Origin of the sequence: Paenibacillus albiflavus, assembly GCF_004344915.1 — a bacterium.
Classification (GTDB): Bacteria; Bacillota; Bacilli; order Paenibacillales; family NBRC-103111; genus Paenibacillus_AM; species Paenibacillus_AM albiflavus.
Map to the genome: position 1 here is coordinate 239,797 of NZ_SKFG01000004.1, position 23,077 is coordinate 262,873.

22 protein-coding genes and 1 riboswitch are annotated in these 23,077 nt (G+C 43.0%); of the genes, 15 read left to right on the forward strand and 7 right to left on the reverse strand.

Annotation, left to right across the window (positions count from 1 at the left end):
• The first annotated feature begins 16 nt into the window (after positions 1-16).
• From E0485_RS07540 to E0485_RS07555, 4 genes are all read left to right on the forward strand, one after another.
• Positions 17-841: a helix-turn-helix domain-containing protein gene (locus E0485_RS07540; RefSeq protein WP_132417361.1), complete on the forward strand. Its 825-nt coding sequence runs from the start codon at positions 17-19 to the stop codon at positions 839-841.
• A 195-nt stretch (positions 842-1,036) separates the two neighbouring features.
• Positions 1,037-1,477 (forward strand): pentapeptide repeat-containing protein, encoded by a 441-nt coding sequence (locus E0485_RS07545; protein WP_132417362.1) that lies wholly within the window; start codon positions 1,037-1,039, stop codon positions 1,475-1,477.
• 73 nt (positions 1,478-1,550) lie between these two features.
• Positions 1,551-2,303: a CPBP family intramembrane glutamic endopeptidase gene (locus E0485_RS07550; RefSeq protein ID WP_165921110.1), complete on the forward strand. Its 753-nt coding sequence runs from the start codon at positions 1,551-1,553 to the stop codon at positions 2,301-2,303.
• A gap of 140 nt (positions 2,304-2,443) precedes the next feature.
• Positions 2,444-2,995: a GNAT family N-acetyltransferase gene (locus E0485_RS07555; RefSeq protein ID WP_132417364.1), complete on the forward strand. Its 552-nt coding sequence runs from the start codon at positions 2,444-2,446 to the stop codon at positions 2,993-2,995.
• 91 nt (positions 2,996-3,086) lie between these two features.
• On the opposite strand, the gene E0485_RS25480 is transcribed toward E0485_RS07555, so the two are convergent.
• Positions 3,087-3,503: a hypothetical protein gene (locus tag E0485_RS25480; protein WP_235857459.1), complete on the reverse strand. Its 417-nt coding sequence runs from the start codon at positions 3,501-3,503 to the stop codon at positions 3,087-3,089.
• A 259-nt stretch (positions 3,504-3,762) separates the two neighbouring features.
• Entirely contained in the window at positions 3,763-4,269 is a 507-nt protein-coding gene (locus E0485_RS07565; RefSeq protein WP_132417366.1) for an RNA polymerase sigma factor, read from the reverse strand.
• A 343-nt stretch (positions 4,270-4,612) separates the two neighbouring features.
• Between E0485_RS07565 and E0485_RS07570 the strand changes: the two genes are divergently transcribed.
• The 7 genes from E0485_RS07570 (at position 4,613) to E0485_RS07605 (ending at position 11,442) form a co-directional block, all read left to right on the forward strand.
• Positions 4,613-5,140, forward strand: coding sequence for a sigma-70 family RNA polymerase sigma factor (locus E0485_RS07570; protein ID WP_235857461.1), 528 nt, complete (start codon positions 4,613-4,615; stop codon positions 5,138-5,140).
• Positions 5,133-6,500 (forward strand): DUF4179 domain-containing protein, encoded by a 1,368-nt coding sequence (locus E0485_RS07575; protein WP_165921111.1) that lies wholly within the window; start codon positions 5,133-5,135, stop codon positions 6,498-6,500. The genes E0485_RS07570 and E0485_RS07575 overlap by 8 nt, the downstream gene beginning before the upstream one ends.
• Before the next feature lie 205 nt (positions 6,501-6,705).
• Positions 6,706-7,341, forward strand: coding sequence for a TetR/AcrR family transcriptional regulator (locus tag E0485_RS07580; RefSeq protein WP_132417368.1), 636 nt, complete (start codon positions 6,706-6,708; stop codon positions 7,339-7,341).
• A 14-nt stretch (positions 7,342-7,355) separates the two neighbouring features.
• Positions 7,356-7,829, forward strand: a complete 474-nt coding sequence (locus tag E0485_RS07585) for a DUF4188 domain-containing protein (protein WP_132417369.1) — start codon at positions 7,356-7,358, stop codon at positions 7,827-7,829.
• Positions 7,830-8,041: 212 nt separating this feature from the next.
• A complete protein-coding gene (locus E0485_RS07595) occupies positions 8,042-10,168 on the forward strand; it encodes a S9 family peptidase (RefSeq protein ID WP_132417370.1) in 2,127 nt (708 codons plus the stop codon).
• A 141-nt stretch (positions 10,169-10,309) separates the two neighbouring features.
• The gene (locus tag E0485_RS07600; protein WP_132417371.1) at positions 10,310-10,882 is read left to right on the forward strand and encodes a TetR/AcrR family transcriptional regulator; all 573 of its coding nucleotides are present in this window, start codon (positions 10,310-10,312) and stop codon (positions 10,880-10,882) included.
• Between the two features lie 20 nt (positions 10,883-10,902).
• Positions 10,903-11,442 (forward strand): HXXEE domain-containing protein, encoded by a 540-nt coding sequence (locus tag E0485_RS07605; protein ID WP_235857463.1) that lies wholly within the window; start codon positions 10,903-10,905, stop codon positions 11,440-11,442.
• A gap of 68 nt (positions 11,443-11,510) precedes the next feature.
• Here the strand turns inward: E0485_RS07605 and E0485_RS07610 are convergent, their stop codons facing one another.
• The 3 genes from E0485_RS07610 to E0485_RS07620 form a co-directional block, all read right to left on the reverse strand.
• Positions 11,511-12,059, reverse strand: coding sequence for a C40 family peptidase (locus E0485_RS07610; RefSeq protein WP_132417373.1), 549 nt, complete (start codon positions 12,057-12,059; stop codon positions 11,511-11,513).
• A 3-nt stretch (positions 12,060-12,062) separates the two neighbouring features.
• Positions 12,063-12,203: riboswitch (cyclic di-AMP (ydaO/yuaA leader) on the reverse strand.
• A gap of 191 nt (positions 12,204-12,394) precedes the next feature.
• Complete coding sequence (locus tag E0485_RS07615) at positions 12,395-13,213, reverse strand: hypothetical protein (protein ID WP_132417374.1); 819 nt, start codon at positions 13,211-13,213, stop codon at positions 12,395-12,397.
• Positions 13,214-13,228: 15 nt separating this feature from the next.
• Positions 13,229-15,226 carry a M1 family metallopeptidase gene (locus tag E0485_RS07620; RefSeq protein ID WP_132417375.1) on the reverse strand — a complete coding sequence of 666 codons (1,998 nt, stop codon included), beginning with the start codon at positions 15,224-15,226 and terminating at the stop codon, positions 13,229-13,231.
• A 118-nt stretch (positions 15,227-15,344) separates the two neighbouring features.
• Between E0485_RS07620 and E0485_RS07625 the strand changes: the two genes are divergently transcribed.
• Entirely contained in the window at positions 15,345-15,845 is a 501-nt protein-coding gene (locus tag E0485_RS07625; RefSeq protein ID WP_132417376.1) for a YwhD family protein, read from the forward strand.
• A 318-nt stretch (positions 15,846-16,163) separates the two neighbouring features.
• Positions 16,164-17,828, forward strand: coding sequence for a CoA-disulfide reductase (locus E0485_RS07630; protein ID WP_132417377.1), 1,665 nt, complete (start codon positions 16,164-16,166; stop codon positions 17,826-17,828).
• 71 nt (positions 17,829-17,899) lie between these two features.
• On the opposite strand, the gene E0485_RS07635 is transcribed toward E0485_RS07630, so the two are convergent.
• Both E0485_RS07635 and E0485_RS07640 read right to left on the reverse strand, forming a co-directional pair.
• The gene (locus tag E0485_RS07635; protein WP_132417378.1) at positions 17,900-18,976 is read right to left on the reverse strand and encodes a hypothetical protein; all 1,077 of its coding nucleotides are present in this window, start codon (positions 18,974-18,976) and stop codon (positions 17,900-17,902) included.
• A 108-nt stretch (positions 18,977-19,084) separates the two neighbouring features.
• Positions 19,085-21,088 (reverse strand): transglycosylase domain-containing protein, encoded by a 2,004-nt coding sequence (locus tag E0485_RS07640; protein ID WP_132417379.1) that lies wholly within the window; start codon positions 21,086-21,088, stop codon positions 19,085-19,087.
• A gap of 236 nt (positions 21,089-21,324) precedes the next feature.
• Here E0485_RS07640 and speE point away from each other — a divergent pair, with 236 nt between their 5' ends.
• Together speE and speB are read left to right on the forward strand one after the other, a co-directional pair.
• Entirely contained in the window at positions 21,325-22,152 is an 828-nt protein-coding gene (speE, locus tag E0485_RS07645; protein ID WP_132417380.1) for a polyamine aminopropyltransferase, read from the forward strand.
• A 22-nt stretch (positions 22,153-22,174) separates the two neighbouring features.
• On the forward strand, positions 22,175-23,053 hold the full coding sequence (speB, locus tag E0485_RS07650; protein WP_132417381.1) for an agmatinase: 879 nt from the start codon (positions 22,175-22,177) through the stop codon (positions 23,051-23,053).
• Positions 23,054-23,077 lie beyond the last annotated feature (24 nt).

Consider the following 23,077-nt stretch of genomic DNA (forward strand, 5'->3'; position numbering starts at 1 on the left):
GTAGGAGGAGGAACCGTTGAAAACAAACATGACCATTCAAAGCTTTTCCGAGCGGACGGGTCTTCCTGCCAGCACGCTTCGTTATTACGAAAAAGAAGGGCTGCTGCAGCCAAGTCATCGTGCGGATAACGGGTATCGATACTATCGGGAGGATCAGATCCCGAGCGCCTTAAAGATTCATACGCTGCGCCAAGCGGGAATTGGCCTAATAGAGATCCGTCATTATCTTGCTGCGGATGCTGACGGGCAGGCAAGATGGCTGCGCAAATGGCGGCAGGACGTCGACGCGAAACTGTTGGCGCTGAATGTAGCCAAACAGTACCTGGATGGTGTCGATTCCGTTGATGAGCATATCCGGTTGGTTAGATGGTCTCAGTCCACGAGGATGCTTTGGTTTCGGCATCGTGTCAAACGCCAGCTTCATCCGTTTGCACAGGCCATAGATGAGAGTGCGGCTTACTTAGAAAAGAGAGGGCTCTTGCATGCGAAAGAGGCTTATGTACGACAGGAACGAATGATCGGAGATGAGATGCTCGGCAAAGTCGGTTTTCGCTTACCTATGAAGTCAGCCATACCGGACGATTGGAAGCATGAAACCGAGCTTGAAGTTGAGCTTGAAGTCTTACAGCCCACACTGTTCGTTACACTTGATTGCTTGTCTACCGATCCTTACGCTTGTTTTAGTTTAATGCTCGTTTTGCAATCGTTCGGATTCGAGCCGGCAGGTCCGAATATGGAGCGGTATCAGCTTCACGACAAGATGCATTACCAATGGATGATTCCTGTGGTTCATGGTGAAGAAACTGGACCTTATACATCAAACCGTTGCATAAACAGATGAGCAAGAAAATGCTGAACCGTTTAATAGTGCTTGAGGCTTGCAAAAAAGTAGTGTTCTCGCCTGTACGGACATTCAAGTCAGCCTGAAGAAGATTAATATAACAGGAGACTAGATAGCTGGGTATTAAAGGAATATGCGGGGCGTACGTCAAAGTTACAAATGCACCTTAATTTATAATTCGAAGGAGATATGAGAATGAGCTTAAAGGTGGAACCGTTGGATTTACACAAGGCTGATATATCAGGGTCTAAGTGGCAGGATGTTAAAGCTGAGGAACTTGATATTGATAATGTCAGCTTGGCAAAGACGAATATAAATAACGTAAACATGAGTGGAATGATTTTGAATGATGTTAATCTGTCGGGATTAAGCATTAGGGATGCTAATTTTAGCCACGCTGTTATTGACCATATCCATCTGTTTGGAACAGAATTTCATAATGTCGTTCTTCCTATGGAGGGGGATGGAAATTATAATCCCGATGGGCAATATAAACCAGTAAGTTTTCATAACTGTAACCTTTCTAATGGACAATTAAGAAATTGTGATTTATCAAATGTTGAGATAACTGATTGTGACATTACGGGATTGAAAATAAACGGTATCTTAATCTCGGATTTAATCAAGGATAAATAAAAGACAAGTATGGCTGCTTAAGCAGCCGTTTTTATTTCTACGCAAAGCTATATAGATGTGGGGGCTGGAATGGTTGGATCGGGTAAAGGTCGTAAACAAGGATAGGAAAATGGGTTACATTATCCTGTATCTACTATCATTATTAGCTCTATGTGGATTAAATCTGTTGGTCCCGGAGACTAAGTTACTGTGGTATTTGGGTGCTGTTGTCGTATCCTCTGTTCTTTGGTGGAAGAATCGGAATATTAACCATAGAGACGTTGGCTGTGGGGTTGTGTTAGGTGGCTTAGCATTTTTTCCTTACTACTTTATGGGAGTGGCCACATTTTTCGCTTATATAGGCGCTGTGAGCGTATTTAAGAAAAGTAAACACAAAATTAAGTTCTTAAAAGAAACGAATAGAAGAGGCATTTCCGTAACTCTCTTGTTTATTGTGACCTTTGGTATAGTTCTAGGAACGATTAATGTCTTTCTAAATGATGCTAACCTGAATCCCGGTATCCAATTGTATTGGATTTGTAGGGCGTTAACAGCAGGGATTTGCGAGGAAATCATTTTCCGGTTTCTGCTTTTTTCCATATTTGCAACAATCATTGGGAATAAAGATTATACAAGGCTTGAAGGCTGGATCAGTTATTTCATCATGATTGTCCCGCATGTACTAATCCATTTTGACATGTCTTCCATTAATCTTCTATCCGTGATTGTATTATCGGTTGTATTCGGTTTACCATTTGCTTTATTGCAAAGGAAGCGGGATTTAACGTCGGCGATGGGCAGTCACTTTATTGTTGATTTGATCCGATTTGTCACATTCCAGGCATAATAGAGGAAGGCATTTTAAAGAAACTAGGGCCAGCTAGGGTATGAATGTTTATAATCAAACTTTACCTTGTTTGTATGAAAATGTTGGTATACAGTTTGAAGCATAAATATATAAACCCTATTTAGAGAGTGGGATGTGCAATGAAAATAGATGTAACGCTGACTGATAAAAACGAAGCCTATATTATTAAAAATCTGTATCCTCTTTATCTACATGATTTATCGGGACACCACGGTCTTATCCCGGGACATATTCCCAACGTACATGGAATTTTTGAGGAAAGTATAGAATATAAAACTTTAACTGATCAATATGATGTTCAAAACATATGGTGGAACAAACCTGGCTGTCTCCATCCTTTCTTAATAAGAGTTGATGAAATTCCAGCAGGATTTGCACTTATTGCCACACCCCCCCATTGTTCAAAAGGAATCGACTACTTTGTAAACGAGTTCTTTCTGCTCCAGCCCTTTAGAGGAAATGGAGTTGCCGAAAATGCTGCGATTCAAGTGTTTGAGAGCTTCAAAGGTAAGTGGGAACTCTTTACCAATCCATCAGAGCGAAATATAGTTGCACAAAAATTTTGGCGAAGAACAATGTCAAACTATACAAATAGTAACTTTGAGGAAGAGTGCGGGGAGACATTCGATGGGTATAAGTTAATCTTTAGGTTTAATAATACTGATCATTGAAAATCTTGATTAGGTATATGATCGCTTCTCTCAAAAAACAATGAAAAAGCCGCCGGAGGTCCGACGGCGATGATGTGAATGTATGGAACTATTAGTTCCCATACTTCTCCCAATATTGCTTCAAGTATTTCTGTAACTCGGCATCTAGATTACCATCGCCTTCTTTTGCATCCGACTCGGCGCTCATGATTGCGGCCGCAAGCGGTCCGCTTATGCCCCTGTTACCACCTCCCACTCCCTTATCCGGCAGCCACTCCATTTGAGAGTACCATCGCTCTGCATAGTCCTTCTTACCACCTGCATTTTTTACAATATACACCCTGTGAAGGACATTGGCTTGATCGTGATAATCGTAGTAGTAGTAACCACTCTCGGACAGTGGCTTCGAGATATCGATCTTCTCTCCGTTGACTGTCAGCAGCAGTTTGTGACCCTTCTCTTTGACCAGCCATTCACTTTGCGTTTCACCGTCGACACCTACGTTCGTATGGTGATCGTCTATCTTCACGATCTCGACGGATCCTCCGTCGGCAAAAAAGATTCGGTGCACCTCGCATTTAATGGCCGAGACGACCTGCTCGTTCGTGGCCCCATAGGCGGTAACTGATAAAAGAAACACGAACAAGCACACGGCAAGTGGGGAGACTAATTTCCGACGGTGAGTTTGGTTGATGATGGTCGTTCTGGTTTGGTTCTCCGATTGTGATCTAATTTCGTTTAACATTTTGGCGCGTTGAGCTTCACTCGGCGTCATCGCCTCGAATACGTTATTCAGTAGAAAGTTGGACATGTGAATCCCCCATTTCGGTCTTCAATCTCTTGCGTCCTGCGGCCAACTGGGTCTGCACGGTACTCTCTTTGCGTCCCAGCATGGCAGCGATTTCTTTAACTGCGTAGTTCTCATAATAGTAGAGGTAAAGCACGGTCTTATACTTCTCCGGAAGCTTAAGCAGTTTCTCTAGCATGTCCGTAGTGGTTTCCTTATCGGCCTGCCTTGCTAATTCAGGCAATTTATCCAAGCGAACACGACGGGTTTTCCACCAACTCTTTAAGAAGTCTTTGCAATAATTTCTCGTCGCAACGACGAGCCAGGCCTTAGCATGTTCACTGTCGGAAAAGGACATTTCGCGCCCAAGCAGCTTTAGGAATACGGATTGAACTGCGTCCTCTGCGTCGGCAGCATTGCGTAGATACATATAGCAGAGCCTGTACACTGTATCCACGTGGCGCTGGTAGATCTTTTCCCATTCATGATCAGCGCTGAATGGCTCCATCCCTTTTCACCTCCGTATATAACACGATTCAGAACCTCAAAATATCCTACTACTTTCTAAAAAACACAGAAGTCAGTCCTTTCTTGCAGGGTAAGAACTCAGCAATTATTATCAAGACAATCTTCGTTTAAAGCCGTATTCTTCTTATTAAAAGGTGATTTATGGGATATTACAAATACATTCGAGATACCGTCGATAATATTGAAGAACATCTATGCGATTATCTTTCTCGTCAGCCCCGTTGTCCACGGTTTCTAGGATTGATTTATTTTTGGTGTTACCCGTGAACCTAACCGATTGCCATATGATCTAATATATAGATAACGAGAAGGCGGTGAGCATAGTGAACCATTCGGATGATGTCATCCGAGCACAAAAGGGAAACCACGAGGCGTTTGTGCGTCTGATCAAAGCGTCCGAGCCTTCGATGTACCGGGTGGCCAAATCATTTTTGAAAACCGACATGGAGTGCGCCGATGCGATTCAGGAAACGATTCTAAAGGCATTTCAGGCGATACGTTCGATTAAGGAACCCGATTATTTCAAAACGTGGCTTATACGCATTTTGATCAATGTTTGTCAACGAATGTTGAAGATGAACAAACAAGTCATTCCAATGGCGGAACTCACAGAACGGTCGTACGAAAATAAAATGCAGCAGGGCTTGGAGTTGTGGGAGGCCGTACAATCACTGGAAGAGGAGCTGCGGATCATCGTGACGCTGTTTTATATCGAGGATGTGCCGTTGAAGGACATTGCATTGATGTTGGACGTGCCGGAGGGAACGATCAAATCGCGTTTATACCGCGCCCGGGAGAAGTTGGTTTGTTTTTTGAGCGTTAAGGATGAAAGGAGCGTTAAGTATGAATGATTCATGGATTGATGAAGAACTTGGCCGTCGTCTCAAAATAGGGGGGGAGGGAACACCTCAACTTGTCAGGGCGCGTGTGGACGAAACGCTAGCAGCTCTGCCGACGAAGCGCCGCGTATTTCGTAAAGTCGGATATGCAACCATCGCTGCTTGCGTGGCCTTCGGTGGCTTAATAGGCGTAAGTGTAATGAATCCCGACGTGGCTCGAGCGGTTCGAAGTCTACCTGTAATTGGCTCCGTGTTCGAAATGCTAGGCGACGATGGAATTCGCCAGTCAGGGGAAGCCGGTCTGTCCTCCCGCGGCAACGTAACGGCAGAGGATCAAGGCATTACAATGACGATTACGGAAGTGCTTTATGACGGCGTCCGTTTATCGATTGGATACGTCATCGAGGGGGGCGATGATTTACGTCCAGAACGTGCCGAAATGTATGTAAATGGAAAGTCGGTTAATTTTAGCTCGGGAGAGCGAGGCAACAAGGTCGATGAGGGGGTGTACGCCGGTCTGATCGATTATAAGACGACCGAGATGCTGCCGGATCAATTTATATTAAAATTGGAATACAGCAGGATGGAGGATTGGGAGAACAAAGTTGATGGCAATCCAAAGACAACCAAGGGGAATTGGTCGTTTGCAATCCCGGTGAAGAAGCTGACCGACGGTGTCTACGTCCACACCTTTAGTGGTAATGATGCGCCGAGGATACAATCTAAGGATGTTACGTTAACAGCCCGTAAAGTGACCTTCTCACCGGCGACGACATCTGTAGAAGTGGATATGATCGAACCTACTGATATAGCAGAAGTTCCGTTCCACCAAAACCTATTCCAATTGTTTGACGATCGCGGGGTGCTCTTTCAGTTTACGGGCTCAACTAGCCACAGCCAAAGCAACAACGGCGATAAGGTTCGCCTGACGGAATATAGCCTCGAATTTGCGCCAATCGGCCGTATTCCGGAATACTTGATTATCCGCCCGATTTCCGATTCATTCGAGACAGGAAAGAACGAGCACACAGCACCTCTGAATCAGCAGCAATTGCCGATCACGTTATCCCTAGGAGAAGCAGGCAAACTGACGGCTTCCCGGATCGAGTTCGCGGCGGACGAAACAAAGCTGTACTATGATATTGAAGGCGACAATCCTTATGAACAAGCGTATAACGTATGGCTTGAGGATGATTCCGGCAATAAATACAAGGGTATGATGCCGCAGTTGATCGAGGCGGAGCCTGGGCGGTATAGGTTCGTCATGAAGCTTCCGCAGATCGATGCGCAGAAGCGACTGACATTATCCACGATCGAAACAAAGGCACCTGAGGTCGATAAACAACTCGAACTCAAGATTCCGATTCACTGAAACAAAGTGACGTCGCATGCTATTTTAATATCGAAAAACCGGACTCTTCTTTATGAAGGAGTCCGGTTTTTTTGTTGAAAGCATTTAACTCAGCCACAGGGCACTATTTTATAAGTAAGTCTTGAAGCCGATAATTTATCGTGATAAAATTAGTTAACACAAGTTAATTTATTAACTTAAGTAAATTATAAAAGAAGGTACAGATATGGCTAACACAGATATTTCACTGCGAGAACTCAAGAAAGCAAGGACGAAGTTAACTTTATATGAAGCGCTATTATCCTTAATTGGGGATAAGATGTTCCACGAATTAATGCTCGAAGATATTTGTCGTCATGCAGAAGTGTCTCGGGTAACATTTTTTAAGTTTTTTCAGCGAAAAGAAGATCTGCTCATTTATTTTATGCGGGTTTGGTTAACAGAACGTGTGATCGAAATTGAGGTGGGGAAGAAGCGCGGTTTTGATGCTGTTCGGCATATTTTATGGTGTGTGGCTGAACAGGCTAAGAGACAGCGGGGAATCATGCCAAGTTTAATTTCCTTTTTGGCCCAAATGAACATGCACCCACGGATGCCTGTCTTAAGTGATGCAGAAGTTCGTATGTTGTTTCCAGATCACGAGGAGATTGGTGCGCAGGAGCCGGATATGTATCTTATGTTTCGTCAATTTATGATGGAGGCAAATACTGAAGGGCGGCTAAAAGAAGATGTGACGATGGATTTAGCTATACAGTCGTTATTTACTATTTTCTATGGAGCGTTTCTTACTGCTAATTTGTATGGGTCTACAGAAATCGAAACATTTTATGAAAATCATCTTCAATTAATAGAAAAGCGCTAAAGGAGTGAGCAACGATGGGTAAAGTAATGCCTGGACGGTATTCAGCTGAAATGGATGGCTCTTTTGTTGTATTTATTATTGGGATGCGAATTAACAAACTGTGGGCGATACACAAATGGTTGCCTGTATTTAATGCAATGGGTCCGATGATGTCAGAATTGTATCGTAATCGGGAGCATGGTTTTATGGATGCTAGTTATTATATTTCATGGCGTGGAGTAACCATCGTTCAATATTGGCGATCATTTGAACACTTGGAGCAATATGCACGCACGGATAAACTTCATTTGAAGGCGTGGCAGGACTTTCACAAGAAGGTTGGGGTAAGTGATACAGTTGGGGTTTATCATGAAACCTATCTGGTTCCAGAAGGGCAGTATGAATGTGTGTATAACAACATGCCCATATATGGTTTAGCGAAGGCTGGCAAGCATGTTCCGGTCACAGGAAGACGTGAAACTGCACGTAAAAGACTTGTTAAAAGCTAATTTTATCCATTAGTATTAGATTATTCTTGTGCACATTGATGGAGAATGCTGGGATGCAAGAGAATCTATTATTAAGGAAGAGCTGAAATGGCGTGGTAAATGGACGGATCAATATTATTATTCCATTCTTGAGAGAGAATTTTATGGTAGGTAGAAATTTATAGGGTGGTATCAAAGTGAACCTAACCTCAATAATAAATGAGTTTCTCAATGTGAAACAGCCTGCGGAGCTTGTCCATATGTCATTGTCTGCTGATCATAAATGGTTAGCATATTGTATCCAGGGAGAAAGTAGAGGCTCTTCTATAGGAGTCTCAATGGCAGTGGAAGGCATTCAACAATGGGTATGTGAGATTGAAACAGGATCTTGTTTTCAGGTTATACCAGAAGCGAAGAGCAGTTGGGCAGGAGTGTGGTCACCTGATGGTATGACATTGGCATTCTACGCTGATATGAATAAGCAAGCACAATTATGGTTATGGTCAATTCCAAACCGAACATTAAAACTTGCCTCTGATCGTACCGCTCGTCCTTTCTTTGGTTTTGAGAAACCGATATGGCTAGCAGACAGTAAGCGAATTATTATGAAAGCAATGCCACAACAACCGCTAGATAACGATTTCTTTTATACCTCTACATCTACAATTGACGTTGATTCTGAGAAGAGGAGCGATCAACCTCTAGTCTTCTCTACGAAACCACAACTTGACCCAGATAAAACAGATTTTAAAATAAATACATGGTTCAATCGTTATCAAGCTGACCTTTACATTGTTAATTATGTAACAGGGGAAGAGTTACCGCTTTGCCTTGGACGACGGCCTGTTGGTATGCAGCTATCCTCGGATGGCGAACATTTTGCTTTTACTAGCTGCCAAGGAGAAGAACTGGCAAACTCTCAACAAAATATTTATGACTTATGGGTATGTTCTATAAATGAGAACTCTATTCCAATATGCATCGCACACAATATTCGACTTGACTATGGTTTAAGCTTTGCTTGGAGTAATGACAAACAGAGGATATATTACACAACAAACGGTCCGTTAGCTGATAGGGCTTTATGGGCTGCCGAGTTACTGAATCCCAATCATCCCCAGCTCATTGGACAACCTGAGAATATTCAGTTGGGATATGAATTTGATTATCCAGTTATATTGCCTAAGGGAGATCTTCTATTAGTTGCTCAAGGCAGTTTGTGGCGGTATTCTTCGGTTGATGGGCAGTTTATGAAAGTTCTACTAGATTGCGAAGTTATAGCAGTACTACCTCAGTCTGGTGATACTTCAACTATCGTGGTTCAAATTCGTAAGCTTGCTGAAGGTGTGGAAGGATTCTGGGAAATAGATCATAATTCATGGGAAGTTAAAAGGGTAATAGAGGATCAATATGGACATCTTCCATGGTTTGAGGGTGGTGCTGTATACAGCAGTGAGAATGGTAGATCAAGCATAGCTTATATTAGGCAACAAGCTGATATGCCTCCCGAGATCAGAATTGTTAATCTGCTTAACGAACAAGCATCTACAATTTCATTATCTGCTATTAGGAAAGAAAATTTAGGATCGTCTGAGTTAATTACTTGGAATAGCAAGGATAAGGATTTAAAAGGAGCTCTTCTATTACCTCAAAATCCGATAGATAGAGTGCCCGTTATCATACGTGTCTATGGTGGCTCTATGCAATCAAGATATTACCGGAATTTTGGTCTGAGCAATGCAAATGCCGATAATCATCATTTATTTGCATCGCAAGGGTTTGGTGTGTTTATGCCTGACCTGCCAATGAGACAATCTTCCCATGAACCAGTAGATGAAATTGTACATGCAATAGAAATAGCTGTTCAGGCGCTTTTAAAGCACCCTCTAGTTGATCCTGATCGAATCGGGATTATCGGTCATTCTTTTGGTGGATACTCAGCGCTTGCAGCTTTAACAAGATTACCATATTTTAAAGCTGCTGTAATTTCGGCGGGGATAAGCAGCTTAGTTAGCTTTTATACCCATTTTGATTATACATCACCTGCTTCTAACTATGGATGGGTTGAGGGTGGACAAGTAAATTTAGGTGCATCATTATGGGAAGACAGGGAGCGTTATATTCGGAACTCGCCTTTATTTGATTTGGACCGAATCGAGTCACCTGTACTAATTATTCAAGGTAGTAGGGATCATCTATGCCGACACGAAGCGGGTCCAATCTTCTCATCTTTAAATAGACTAAGCAAAACAGCTGAACTGGTTATATATGAAGAGGACCATTGGCAAGGTACTTGGGGTAGAGCGAATCAAGAAGATTATTATCATCGGGTAGTGTCATGGTTTAGTAAATATTTATAGTGAGTTACATACAACAGCCCGTCATGAATTCCTATCGGATTTCAGTCGGGTTTTCTCTATCTATAATTCATTTTGACTTATTGGAAAATTTAACATAAAATATAACTAACTAATTAGTTATATTTATTAAGGAGGTGCAAGATGCGTAAAACCAAGGGAGAACAAAGTAAAGAGCGATTGCTTCAATCAGCGGAAGAGCTGTTCGCCCAGAAGGGTGTTGCTGCGACGACGGTTAGTCAGATTGTAGCTAATGCAGGTTTAACGCAAGCAGCTTTCTATTTATATTTTACAAGTAAGGATGAGATTCTGAAGGAAATACTGGATAAATTTAAGATCCTGTTGTTCGAGTATAGTGATGCAGGTCGGCAGGCTGGGCAGTTGCCAGCAGGAAAGATTGAAGCGTTTGTTACGCAGATTTTTATCCAATTGTTCGAACTTCTAGGTCTGAATGTGAATGTCACGAAGATTGCCTTGCAAGAGACAGAGGAGGGTGAGCAGTTTCGTAAGCAGCTGGTGGAACGAATTGTAGTGAATATGAAAATGAATCAATCATTGGGAGTCGTGAATCCGAATGTTGTACCTGAGATTGTGGCTGAATCGGTGATCGCTGCTGCGGAGAGGTTGGTTTATCGTTATAGCGTGGCAGGGGAGAAGTCTAAGGAGGAATTGGGTCAGCAGCTTGCAAATTTATTCCTAAGAGGCATTCTCTTGTAAAGATAGGAGTTGGGATGAGAATGATGGATTGGCTTGATGGGCATATTCATTTACTAACCTTGCTGTGGTTGTTTCCGATTTTGTTTATGTTTCATGATTTTGAAGAGATCCTGACGGTTGAGAAGTGGATTGGGGAGAAGGGAGAGGGTATCTACAAGCGATTGCCTGCCTTTGCACGGAAAGTTTATGGTGGTTCTTTTCAAATGAATACTTTTCAGTTTGCAAAGGATGTCCTGTGGGTCTTTATCATCATTGTGACGGTGACGGCAATTACGGTTTTCTTTGATTTCTATTTGTTATTTCTTGCAGTTCTTCATGTGTTCTTTGCTCATGTGTTCACACATGTGGGGCAGTCCATTCTTTTGCGTATGTATACGCCAGGCGTAATCACTTCTATATTCATCGTGCTTCCCTATTCCATCTATGCCTATTATCGCTTATTCGCAGAGCAAGTGATTGATACGCAGGATCTATACATAAGTATTGTGCTTATGCTGATTTTATTGCCGTTTGCCCTGTTCATGCTATTAAAAGGCAGACGACGCAATACAGCAAGTTAACACAAGAAAACCCCGTTAGTCTATTTGCATAGTCTAACGAGGTTTTCTTGCATGCCGGCATATTTAACTTAGCCTACTGAATCTTCTTTTGGCTGTTGTACTGCTTCTGCTTCTGCTTCTTTTTCAAGTTCAGAAGCAATCTTCTTGAACTCTTCCTCAGTCAGTACACGAGCAGCTGTAACATAGCTATTAGCGTAGTAGGTCTCGCTAAGCTTATTCTTCATTACCTTGCCTGCCTTGTTCTTCGATCCAGATGCAGCATGTACAAAAACATCGTCTCCCAAGTAGATGCCTACATGCGAGATGGCCCCATTGTTCTTGCCGTTCGTATCGAAAAATACGAGGTCGCCAGGTCTTAGATTGGCTTTCTTGACTTTAGTACCATCATTGCTTTGGTCGCTAGATGGGCGGGATAGCTTAATTCCAAATTGCTTGAACACGTACGATGTGAATCCGGAGCAATCGAATCCTGTATCAGGATTGTTTCCTCCAGCTGTGTACTTGGTTCCAAGCAAATCATCTACTGTCTTCTCAAGAGTAGTAGATGCGAAAACGCTTCCAGTGCCAAAACTAAATACAAGCACCAAACTGAACAGCATTGTTACTAACTTCTTCAAAAGTAAAGCCCCTTCCAGTGCCTACGAGGTTAGCTAAGGGTTCGGTTGAAGGTTCCCTATGATCACTCTAAAGCGAGATCAATTCACCCAAAGTATGGTTCCCCCGTTTCCCCATGAGAAGCAGGAACTCGGCATTATTTTTTTTCCGTCACGGATTATATTTATTCGACACCGAGCTGGAAAAACCTTCTTTGACACAAATTGTTCACAATTTAGTCAAAAAAGTTGCAACCTATTTTATGAAGTTAATAAACTTGCATTTGTGCATGATGAAACCCCCTGTATAGTTCCAAAAAAGGCACTATAAGGGGGCACCTAGGTAATTATTTGTATCTTTAAACTACATCCCGATAACGCCATAGCTCGTATTGTGAGGCGATGGACCATATACGCAAATAGCTGCTAAAGAGCGGAAATAATTGATAAATCAGAAGTGCCAATAATCCTGCCCAAATATACGTTGCCGTGTAAGCCGCTAAGGTGAATATGCCAGTGATGAGCAGCATAATGATAGCTATGCTCAGGACCATTGGGCTCCAGCATATAAGTCTGAACAAGGAGGTGAAAGGGCCAGCTTCATATAATTTGCCAAACTGAATGTACATAAAGCATAGATGCACGAAGTAAATGTATAAGAGATATCCAATCATCCATGGTAGTAAGCTCGTTGCAAGCTGTGGCAAGCTGCTTGTCATCGTTGCAATTTTTCCGAATTTAGGCCAGAGCCATAGAAGGGGCAGCAAAGTCAGCGCTGTTTGGACGATATAGTATAAGAAATAGGGGAGTGTGAGCTGTTTGATGCCTCTGATGAATCGATAGCCTGAATTCATATGTTCATTGGCTAAGGAGTAATAAACGCCAGCATTCAGTACGGGATGCAGAATCATTCGAGCAGCTAGCAATCCGAGTCCAAGCCATATGTAAGCATTCGGAAGATCGGTTTTGATGAATTGGAATTGACCTTCTGCAAAGAATAAATGTCTAGCCATTAGCCCTTGTTCCGTTTCGGGATATCGGTGCAGGATCGGTACAATGATGGAGCCAATCGTTTTGTATAAGATCACACTCCAGATCAGTCGATAAATGAAGAGCGTGATGACAGCAAAAGGCTGATTCCAGGTTACGATAAAGCCTTGTTTAATAAATCTGAGCATTTACTCACCTCCAATCTACCAAGCGATCCAAGAAAAGACGGTTTCAACCAATTGCGATACGCCAAGATTCCAGCGCACTTGCCACTTAGGATCGATATCTTTTTTGTAAAAATTATTGATATGCTTATTCTCAAGCACGAGTGAATAATTAGGATCAATCATTGCCCAATCCACAGGGGATGTATGGTACAGCTTAAAGCTCGTCGATGCTTCGGTTCCTTCCCACACGCGCACTTCTTTGTGATTATCTGCAAAGTGGAATAGGATTGGCACCTTAGGTGCAGTCCCGCCTCGTTTATGAACGAGTACGGTGCTTTCATATACAGTAGAGTCACCTTGGGTAGGCTTCTTCACTTGAATGGAATCAACTGAGAAATCCATCATTAGCTCGCCATAGACATATTGATTGAAGAAACTACTCCAATTTTCATTTGTGACCTCTTCAACGACCGTTTGAAAATCCTTGGTCGCCGGATGCTTGAACTTCCAACGCTCAAAATACGTCCTCATGATGCGAGCCATCGTCTGTTTACCAACATTGCTCTCGATCGAGCGCAGAACGAGCTTGGCTCTGATATAGACATTGTCTGCATACTCATTGTGATCCCGATAATCCCAGCTATTGAGCTTAAGGGCAGCGGGGGAAGTAATGTAGCTTGCTTCGATCGGCAGATTCGCCCTTACGCCATATTCAGCTTCCATAACAGCATCTTCTGCATAAGAAGTGAAGCCTTCATCCAGCCATGCTTCCTCAAATTCATTAGAGGCGACCATTCCGTACCAATATTGATGACCGATTTCATGAACGACAACACGTTCTAGCTCAAGAGAAGGTACTGTACTCTCTGCACTCCATCCGGTGACGAGAGTGGGGTATTCCATACCACCAGCGCCATTGCCGCCTTTCGGTGGAACAACAATCGATAACGTAGCGTAAGGATACTGTCCATACCATTCGCTGTAGCGAGTGAGCGCCTTCTTAGCTGCTGCGAAGTAACGATCCTTGAGATCCTCGTGACGTGGGTCAAGGTAGAGTTTGATTTTGACTCCTGGAATTTGCTTGGTGGCAAATGGTTCTTCATAGTATCGAAAATTAGGAGAAGCAGACCATGCAAAATCGTGTACATCATCGGCGTAGAACGCATAAGTCTTGGTCTGTGATACGGAATCTTCGATTGCTGGCTTCGTTGGGAGGCCTGTTGCAGCGACAATGTAATTAGAAGGGACTTTGATCTTTACATCATAAATACCAAAGTCTGCATAGAACTCGGAATTGCCATGATACTGATGCAAATTCCAGCCTTCTTGTGCTCGTCCACGTGTGCCAGCGGGTTCATATACTGCTAGCTTCGGAAACCATTGACCTGCCATGACAAAATCATCAATTACCCCCATACGGGCAAATACATGTGGAAGAGCAACGGTGAACTTGGTGCTGAACGTGATGCTTTCTCCAGGCTTAACAGCCTCTGGGAGAGAGATTTTGAGTAGCGTGTGATCGTCGATGTTGCCGTCATCAGGTTGTACATACCACATACGGACTGATAGGTCCTGTCCCTTTTGTGTGGTGATCGAAGTGATTTTCATCGACCCATAGCTGCCTTCCACTGCATGATCTTCACGCAGCTTCCCTCCCGACTCCTTCATGAAAGTCGTCTTCTTGGAGCTGAACGCATTTGGATAGGTATGCAAGTAAAGCTCGTCTACCTGCATAGTTCCGGGGTTTTTCCATGTGATCACTTGTTGACCTTGCAACTCTTTGTTGTCTGGATTGTATTCAACATTCATGTGGTACTCGACAATTCGATTACTGAGCGGTTTGTCCTCATGCAGCACGTCAGAAGTGCGGTTATCCAGCGATATGGCAGTAGGCGTGTCCTTTATTATGGAAGCCCAAGTAGGTGTGTCCGCCGCTGGAGTACGTAGCGCATCAGATATGGTATACACGATTAAACCCGCTAGAATAACGACTAGAAGCCATTGGAATCGTCGATCGGATATACGAAATTTCATTAACCTCACCTCGCCTGACAAGCATCTACAGCATGTATATGTTTGCAATCAGACGATTATTAGCTAAAATAATGAGTAGAGAAAAGAATTATTTTTGTAAGGAAAGAAGGTACCCATTATGGATGAAAATAAACCCAAAAAACCACCATTAGCACTAAATATTGTGAGCTCAAAGGTTACGCATAAGGGCTTTGGTGCTGGATCGATTGATTTAAATAATGTGTCATCAGTCATTATTGATGGTGACGAATGCTATGTTGATGAAGGAGCATTGCATGCTAAGAGCAAAGTTGAGATGCGTATTCGTTTCTCCACAGACAAATCGCTTGTTCCTAATGGTCGCACAGTATGGCTTGTGTGGGTTGCAGTGGATCGCAATGAAGAGGGTCAATTCTATGGCGGTGTAACGGCTTGCGAAATGATTATCGATAAAGAAGAGAAGAAGGGCTGGAAGCTGCTTGTTGATCATGTGAATCGGATGGATGCAGCCATGAAGCGTCGCGTGTTGGTAGAGAATCTGGGGGAGAAAGAGAAGCATCAGCTTCGTGACTTCCTCATGAATAACGACATGGAGATGTGGGATCGTTCTGGTGATGAACTTAAAGAAGCTCTAGCTTAATGAATCAATTTCATATTACCTTTATGAAATTGATTCTAATAATAATTAAATTTAGTATAAATTTTTGAAAATTATGTGTCACCCATTGTGGGTCATGCATGAAGTGAGTATACTATTGCTAGTATATACCCGTATACTAGGACAGCAAAAAGGCATGCCGAGGACGCTCGGTATGCCTTTTTGCACATTATTTGGATATTATAGATTGCTTGTTGACGGAATGGTCATTTTGAGAGACAATATACCCACGGGGGTATATGAAGTGTATAATTCCTCCGATCATGTTAAGCAAGAATTCGCGTAGGAGGGGAAACTTTAATGAGCAATAAGAAGAAAATAATAATTGTTGGTGGAGTAGCGGGTGGCGCGACAGCGGCAGCAAGGCTGCGCAGGTTGAATGAACAGGATGAGATTATACTTGTGGAACGTGGAGAGTACATTTCATTCGCGAACTGTGGACTCCCTTATTATATTGGTGGCGTGATTACGAACCGCAATAAATTGCTGGTTCAGACTGTGGCAGGTATGTCCCGCAGATTTAAACTGGATATTCGCAACTTAAGCGAAGTGACAGAGATCCATCGTGATCGGAAGTCTGTTAGCATTCGTAACCTACAAACAGGAGAAGTGTATGAAGAAACTTATGATAAATTGATTCTATCTCCTGGTGCGAATCCAATTGTGCCGAACTGGCCTGGTGTTAATGAGGCTGAGGCGCTGTTTACTTTGCGTAATATTCCAGATACGGATCGCATCAAATCGTATTTGGATACCAATCAGCCGAAGCATGCAGTTGTGATTGGCGGCGGCTTCATTGGTGTAGAAATGATTGAGAATTTAGTAGAACGTGGCGTAAGCGTTACGCTAGTTGAAATGGCAAATCAGGTCATGACGCCGCTTGATATTGAAATGGCGGCAATTGTTCAATCGCATATGAAATCACATGGGGTAGAAATGATTTTCCAAGATGCGGTTGAGAAATTAAGCGATAATGGGAAGAAAGTTAAGCTTGCTAGCGGCAAAGAATTAAGTGCAGATATGATTATACTTGCCATTGGCGTACAGCCTGAGAATAAGCTAGCGGTACAAGCTGGCCTAGCTGTTGGTGTACGTGGAGCGATTCAAGTGAATGAGTACTTGCAAACAGAAGATCCAGATATTTATGCAATTGGAGATGCGATTGAGGTCGTTGATTATATAAATGGCCAGCCTACTGTTGTTCCGCTAGCATGGGGAGCCAACCGTCAAGGTCGGATCGTTGCAGACCGGATTAATGGTCAAGATGTGAAATTTGGTGGAGTGCTTGGTACTGCGATTGCGAAGGTATTCGATTTGACAGTCGCAACAACAGGTAACAATGAGAAGACACTTAAACGTCTTGAGCTTCCTTATCAAGCGATCCACATTCATCCAAACTCACATGCAGGTTACTATCCAGGTGCAGCTGTAATTTCGCTAAAGCTGTTGTTTGAACCTGTAAGCGGCAAAATATATGGTGCTCAAGCCATTGCAGCTAATGGTGCGGATAAACGAATTGATGTTATTGCAACAGCAATCAAAGGTGGTCTTACCGTTTATGATCTGCCAGATCTGGAGTTAGCATACGCACCTCCATATTCATCCGCGAAGGATCCTGTTAATATGGCAGGCTATGTGGCTTCGAATATCGTGGATGGTCTGGTAGAGATCGTTCAATGGCATGAAATTGATGAGATTGTGAGTAAGGGTGAACTTCTAATCGATGTAAGAGATGCAGCGGAACGTGAGAATGGATTCATTCCAGGCTCAATTAACATTCCGTTGAATGATTTGCGTGATCGATTGGATGAGGTACCGATGGACAGAACGATCTATGTTTCTTGCCAGGTGGGCTTACGCGGCTATCTTGCTGCACGAATTCTTACTGAGCATGGATATACCGTTAAGAATGTGGATGGCGGCTATAGAACATATGCTGCTGCCTTCGCTAGTCGCAAAGCTTAAAATTATATAATGAAGGGGCTCACTCCTAATGAAAGATTGTTATCTAACATTAGGGTGAGCCCCTTTTATTCTTAATGAATCCAGTGTTGATCGTATTGCTTCGGTTCGATTTCGTGCTTGAAATTTTGGAGCAATGCATCCAGCTCATTCTTGTGAATGATGTTGGCAGGCTCCTCCATTCTAAATTGAGCAGGTTCGTTCATTTTACTGTATCGTTCCGAATAAATCATATCCAGCTTGAAAAAATCATTTCCATTCAAATATGCAAGATTAGCGATAGATTCTTCAGAACGGAGGAATCCATCTTTATCAATGGTTGATGTAATTTGTAAATTATTCAAGTTGAATGATTTTCTCACGCCATCTAGCCAAGATTGAATGTCACGCTGCTGCACTTCTCGAAGTCTTTTCTCCAGATCATCAATGCTTTTATCTCCAAGAATATAACCTACTTTGGTTTTGTCCGAAATCAGATCAAGCATCACAGGGACAACTTCCTTTACAAAAACCTTGATCAATTGATCCAGATTGTCTTCCGTGACAGAAAATGTGTAGGCTTGCTGCATGTCATTATCAGGTGAGGACATGTTGGCATTCTTGAATGTTTTTTTGAAGAATGGCTCTTCATTAAACTGTGCTAGGGATCGCCTTTGCATACCGTCTTCCGTATCTTTATGTGCCTTGTTCAGGGGTGATTTGCTGCGATCAATCTCCACATACTTGCCTATTGTCTCTGGTGGAATATTAAGGTCAGGCAGGTCGGCAATTTGGATATAAGTTTTGTCTTCTGTTACCAGCACAGGCATAAGGATTGACTTGGGTATTTCATCGCCTGTAATGAATTCAATAGTCATTTCTATTCTGTGCGGGCTTTTTTGATAGATGCCTGAAATATGCACTTGGGACTTATTTAAGAAAGAGAAGATCCATTTGGATTCCTCCATCTGATTGGAAAGCACGATATTAGTGGACAGTTCATTGAACTGTATCGTTTTACTAAATTCATAGGAGTTTGCTGAAGATATTTTATCGATTGCCGCGAGGACAATTGATTTAGGCCCAGGTGCTTTCTTCATACTGCATCCAGTAATCGCAAGTGATACGGCGAGCACACATGCTAGCATCATAAGCGGCCGTTGTCTGTGCATGGTCGTATAATTCACCTCTCGATTTATAATTAATACTTTATTATATCATAAGTGAAGACTTGGACGGTTTTATGTTATATTCCAAATAGTGTAAAATAGCGCAGTTAACTATTCTGTCCACCACCGTTTTAGCTTGTTCCACCAAGAGTTGTCTTTATTCTTAGTCGGGTCAGTCGTTGTATTGCCGCGATCTGTACAGTAAGCTGTAGGCTCGCTGCCAGTGATGAAAGTTTCAAGACGACTGTTCGTTTGGCAGTCTTCATTTGCCAACTTGCCGCTGACAGGATCGACCTTCACCGTTACTACGCCGACTGGAGGAATAAATGGCTTTGGTGGAACTGAAGCTAAGGCACCTTCAATAAACTCGGCAAATATCGGTGCGGCAAGATGAGACTCGGCAGTGTTGATCATACGCCCCTTATCGTACCCGATCCATACTGCGACTGCTAATTCAGGTGTAAAACCAACCATCCAAGAGTCTGAGTCTGTCGTACCCGACTTCCCAGCGATCGGACGCTTGATTGTAGCCGAGACCCGTGCGCCCGTACCGCCTTCCTCAAAGACGCTTTCCATCAGATCCGTTAGCACATAAGCTGCAGCAGGAGACAGCGTCTGCTCTACATTGGGCTTGGCTTGATACAATACTTCACCAGCAGAGTTCTCAATTCGGATAATCGCAGTGGGCTCCGTATGCAGACCTTGTCCTGCAATTGTGCTGTAGGCAGACGCAAGTTCAATCGGTGAAACTGGGAACGTGCCTAAAGCTAATGATGGTAGAGGCTTAATCGGTGATACAATCCCAACCTTTTTGGCAGTTTCAATGACCTTATCCGCCCCAGTATCCATAAGTGTCTGTACGGCATAGATATTGTCTGATTTCGCGATTGCCGTTCGCATATCGATAAATTCATTCTCATATTTATCGTTAAAATTACTGGGCATATAGATTTGACGACCTTCATCATAAGAGAAAACAGTTGGCTCGCTCTTAATCTTGGTGAGAGGAGTTGCTCCATTTTCAAGCGCAGTTAGATAGACAATGGGTTTAAAAGCTGAACCAGGCTGCCGCATACCAGATACAGCACGATTGAATTGGTTCGTCTTGTAATCTTTACCGCCAACCATGGCTTTGATATATCCATTTCGAGGATCAATTGCAATAAGGGCTGTTTGCAATTCATTGGCACTACCCATTGTACGAGAAACGACTTCCTCAGCTGTACGTTGTGCTTTTAAATCAAGTGTCGTATAGATCCGAACCCCGCTTTGATCGAACTCATCTTCCGTCATTTGCAGCTTCTCAATGGCTTGAATCCTTACGTAATCCCGAAAATAAGCACCAACTGATGGCTTGCGTGCTTCCAACGGCATAAAATGCAGCATCTCTGCAGCGGCCTTATCTGCTTCATTTTGCGTGATATATCCGTTATCTACCATTGAGCTAAGAACGATTTTCTGACGCTCAAGCGCTTTGGTTTCATCGTAGTAAGGTGAATAATAACGTGGTCCTTTAGGTACACCTGCAAGCAGAGCGCTTTCGGCTAATGTAAGATCCTTGGCATGCTTGCCAAAGAACAGCTCAGAAGCTGCTTCGATGCCATAAGTCGAGTGACCGTAGTAGATTTGGTTCAAGTATTTCTCGAGGATTTCTTCTTTGCTGTATTTGAATTCGAGCTGGACGGCATACATCATTTCCTTCACCTTGCGCGTCCATGTTCGTTCATGGGATAAGTAAAGGTTTCTTGCCAATTGCTGCGTGATCGTACCTGCTCCCTGAACCTTGCTCATATGTTCAAGATTAACGACTGCCGCTCTGGCGATGCTTTTGAAATCAAGTCCGATATGCTGATAAAAACGTTGATCCTCAATTGATAAGGTTGCATGAACAAGATAGGGGGATATTTCTTTGAGTGGGATGCTTTGTCTACTTTGTCCATTCGTCCCCGAATCGATCACCTCGCCGTTTAGATCCAACATCTGATAAGTTTGCTCCACTTTGGAAACTGGAAGCGACTGTAAACTGAGATAAAGGGCTAGTGCTGCGATACAGATTACCATAAGAATTAGTGATTTTATGGAGAAGGACATGAACTTTCTTACGAATTTTTTCATTCAGCACCACCCATCAGCAGAATCAAATTTCTACTATCCATTATGTAGAAGTGTGATGCTCGATATTCAGTTTAGGACGCGACTTCGACAATATTTCTGAAAAATAAAAAGGAATTGTGTAGAAATGTTTTCATTTAGGTGAGTATCCACTATAATCAATTTTGAACATAGCAGGGACCAGTTGATGGATACCAATATGGCAATTTTCAGTATTTATAAGAAAGAAGGTATGCCAAGTGGAATTATGGTTTACGGAGAAGCAAACTGAAAGCTACGGGATTACAGCGAAGGTTAAAGAAACCTATGTAAGAGAACAAACGGATTTTCAAGATTTAGCAATGATTGAGACACTCGAATGGGGAACGATGTTGACCCTTGATGATATGGTAATGACCACAGTAAAGGATGAGTTCGTCTATCATGAAATGGTAGCACATCCTGCTTTATTTACGCATCCGAATCCAAGACATGTGCTTGTTGTTGGTGGTGGCGATGGCGGAGTAATCCGTGAAGTCATGAAACACCCAAAAGTGGAGAAGGCCGTTCTTGTTGATATTGATGGCAAAGTAATTGAATACTCCAAGAAGTATTTGCCAACTATTGCGGGTGAGCTTGATAATCCACGTGTTGAAGTAATCGTGGGTGACGGGTATATGCATATTCACGAACATAAGAATGCTTATGACGTTATTATGGTAGATTCCACTGAGCCTGTAGGTCCGGCGGTTGAACTTTTCTCCAAGGGATTCTATCAAGGAATTTATGATGCGCTTAAGGAAGACGGTATTTTCGTTGCGCAAACGGATAATCCATGGTTCAAAGCTGATTTAATCGAAACAGTGAACCGTGATGTCAAAGAAATCTTCCCGATTGTTCGTGTATACTGCGCTAACATTCCAACCTACCCAAGCGGACTATGGACATTCACAATGGGTTCCAAGAAATATGATCCATTGCAAGTAGATGCGACTGCAATCCCTGAGCTTGATACCAAATATTACTCTCCGCGCCTGCACCATGCAGCCTTCGTATTGCCAAAATTTGTAGAGAATTTAGTCAAGTAGATTGAGAAAGGTAGTGTCAACTATGCGTTTAGATCAAGCCTATTCTGGTAATGTATTTATTTGCTCTTCAGAAGATTATGCGAAATCCAAGGCAGTCATTTATGGGATGCCAATGGACTTTACCGTATCGTTCCGCCCGGGTTCACGCTTTGGTCCACCAAGAATTCGTGAGGTATCCATCGGTCTTGAAGAATATAGTCCTTATTTGGACAAAAGCCTAAACGATATTACTTACTTCGATGCAGGCGACTTGTTATTGCCATTTGGTAATCCGGCTCGCTCGCTTGATGTTATTCAGGAATACGTACAAGGGCTACTCAGTGACAATAAATTCCCACTTGGTCTAGGTGGCGAGCATTTATGTTCATGGCCAATTTTTCAAGCGGTATATGAGAAGTACCCTGATCTTGCGATCATTCACTTTGATGCGCATGCTGATTTGCGTGAATCCTACGAAGGCGAGCCGTTGTCACATTCCACGCCGCTTCGTAAGGCGGCAGAGCTGATGGGTGGCAAGAATATCTATCAGTTCGGTATCCGTTCTGGATCACGTGAGGAATGGCAGTATGCCCGTGAGAACATTAATTTCTATCCGTTCGAAGTGCTTGAACCGCTAAAGCAGGTTCTGCCATCGCTTGCAGGTCGTCCAGTTTACTTGACGATTGACATTGATGTACTGGATCCGTCTGCTGCACCAGGAACTGGAACCGCAGAACCAGGCGGTATCACCTCTAAGGAACTGCTTGGAGCTGTACATGCCATTGCAGCAGCAGGTCTTAATGTTGTAGGGGCTGATGTTGTTGAGGTAGCACCTGTGTATGATCCAACGGAGCAGACACAAATCGTCGCTTCCAAGGTCATTCGTGAAATTCTGCTTGGTCTTGTGCCGACGGACAAATAAATAGTTGAATCGTACAGACAGCTC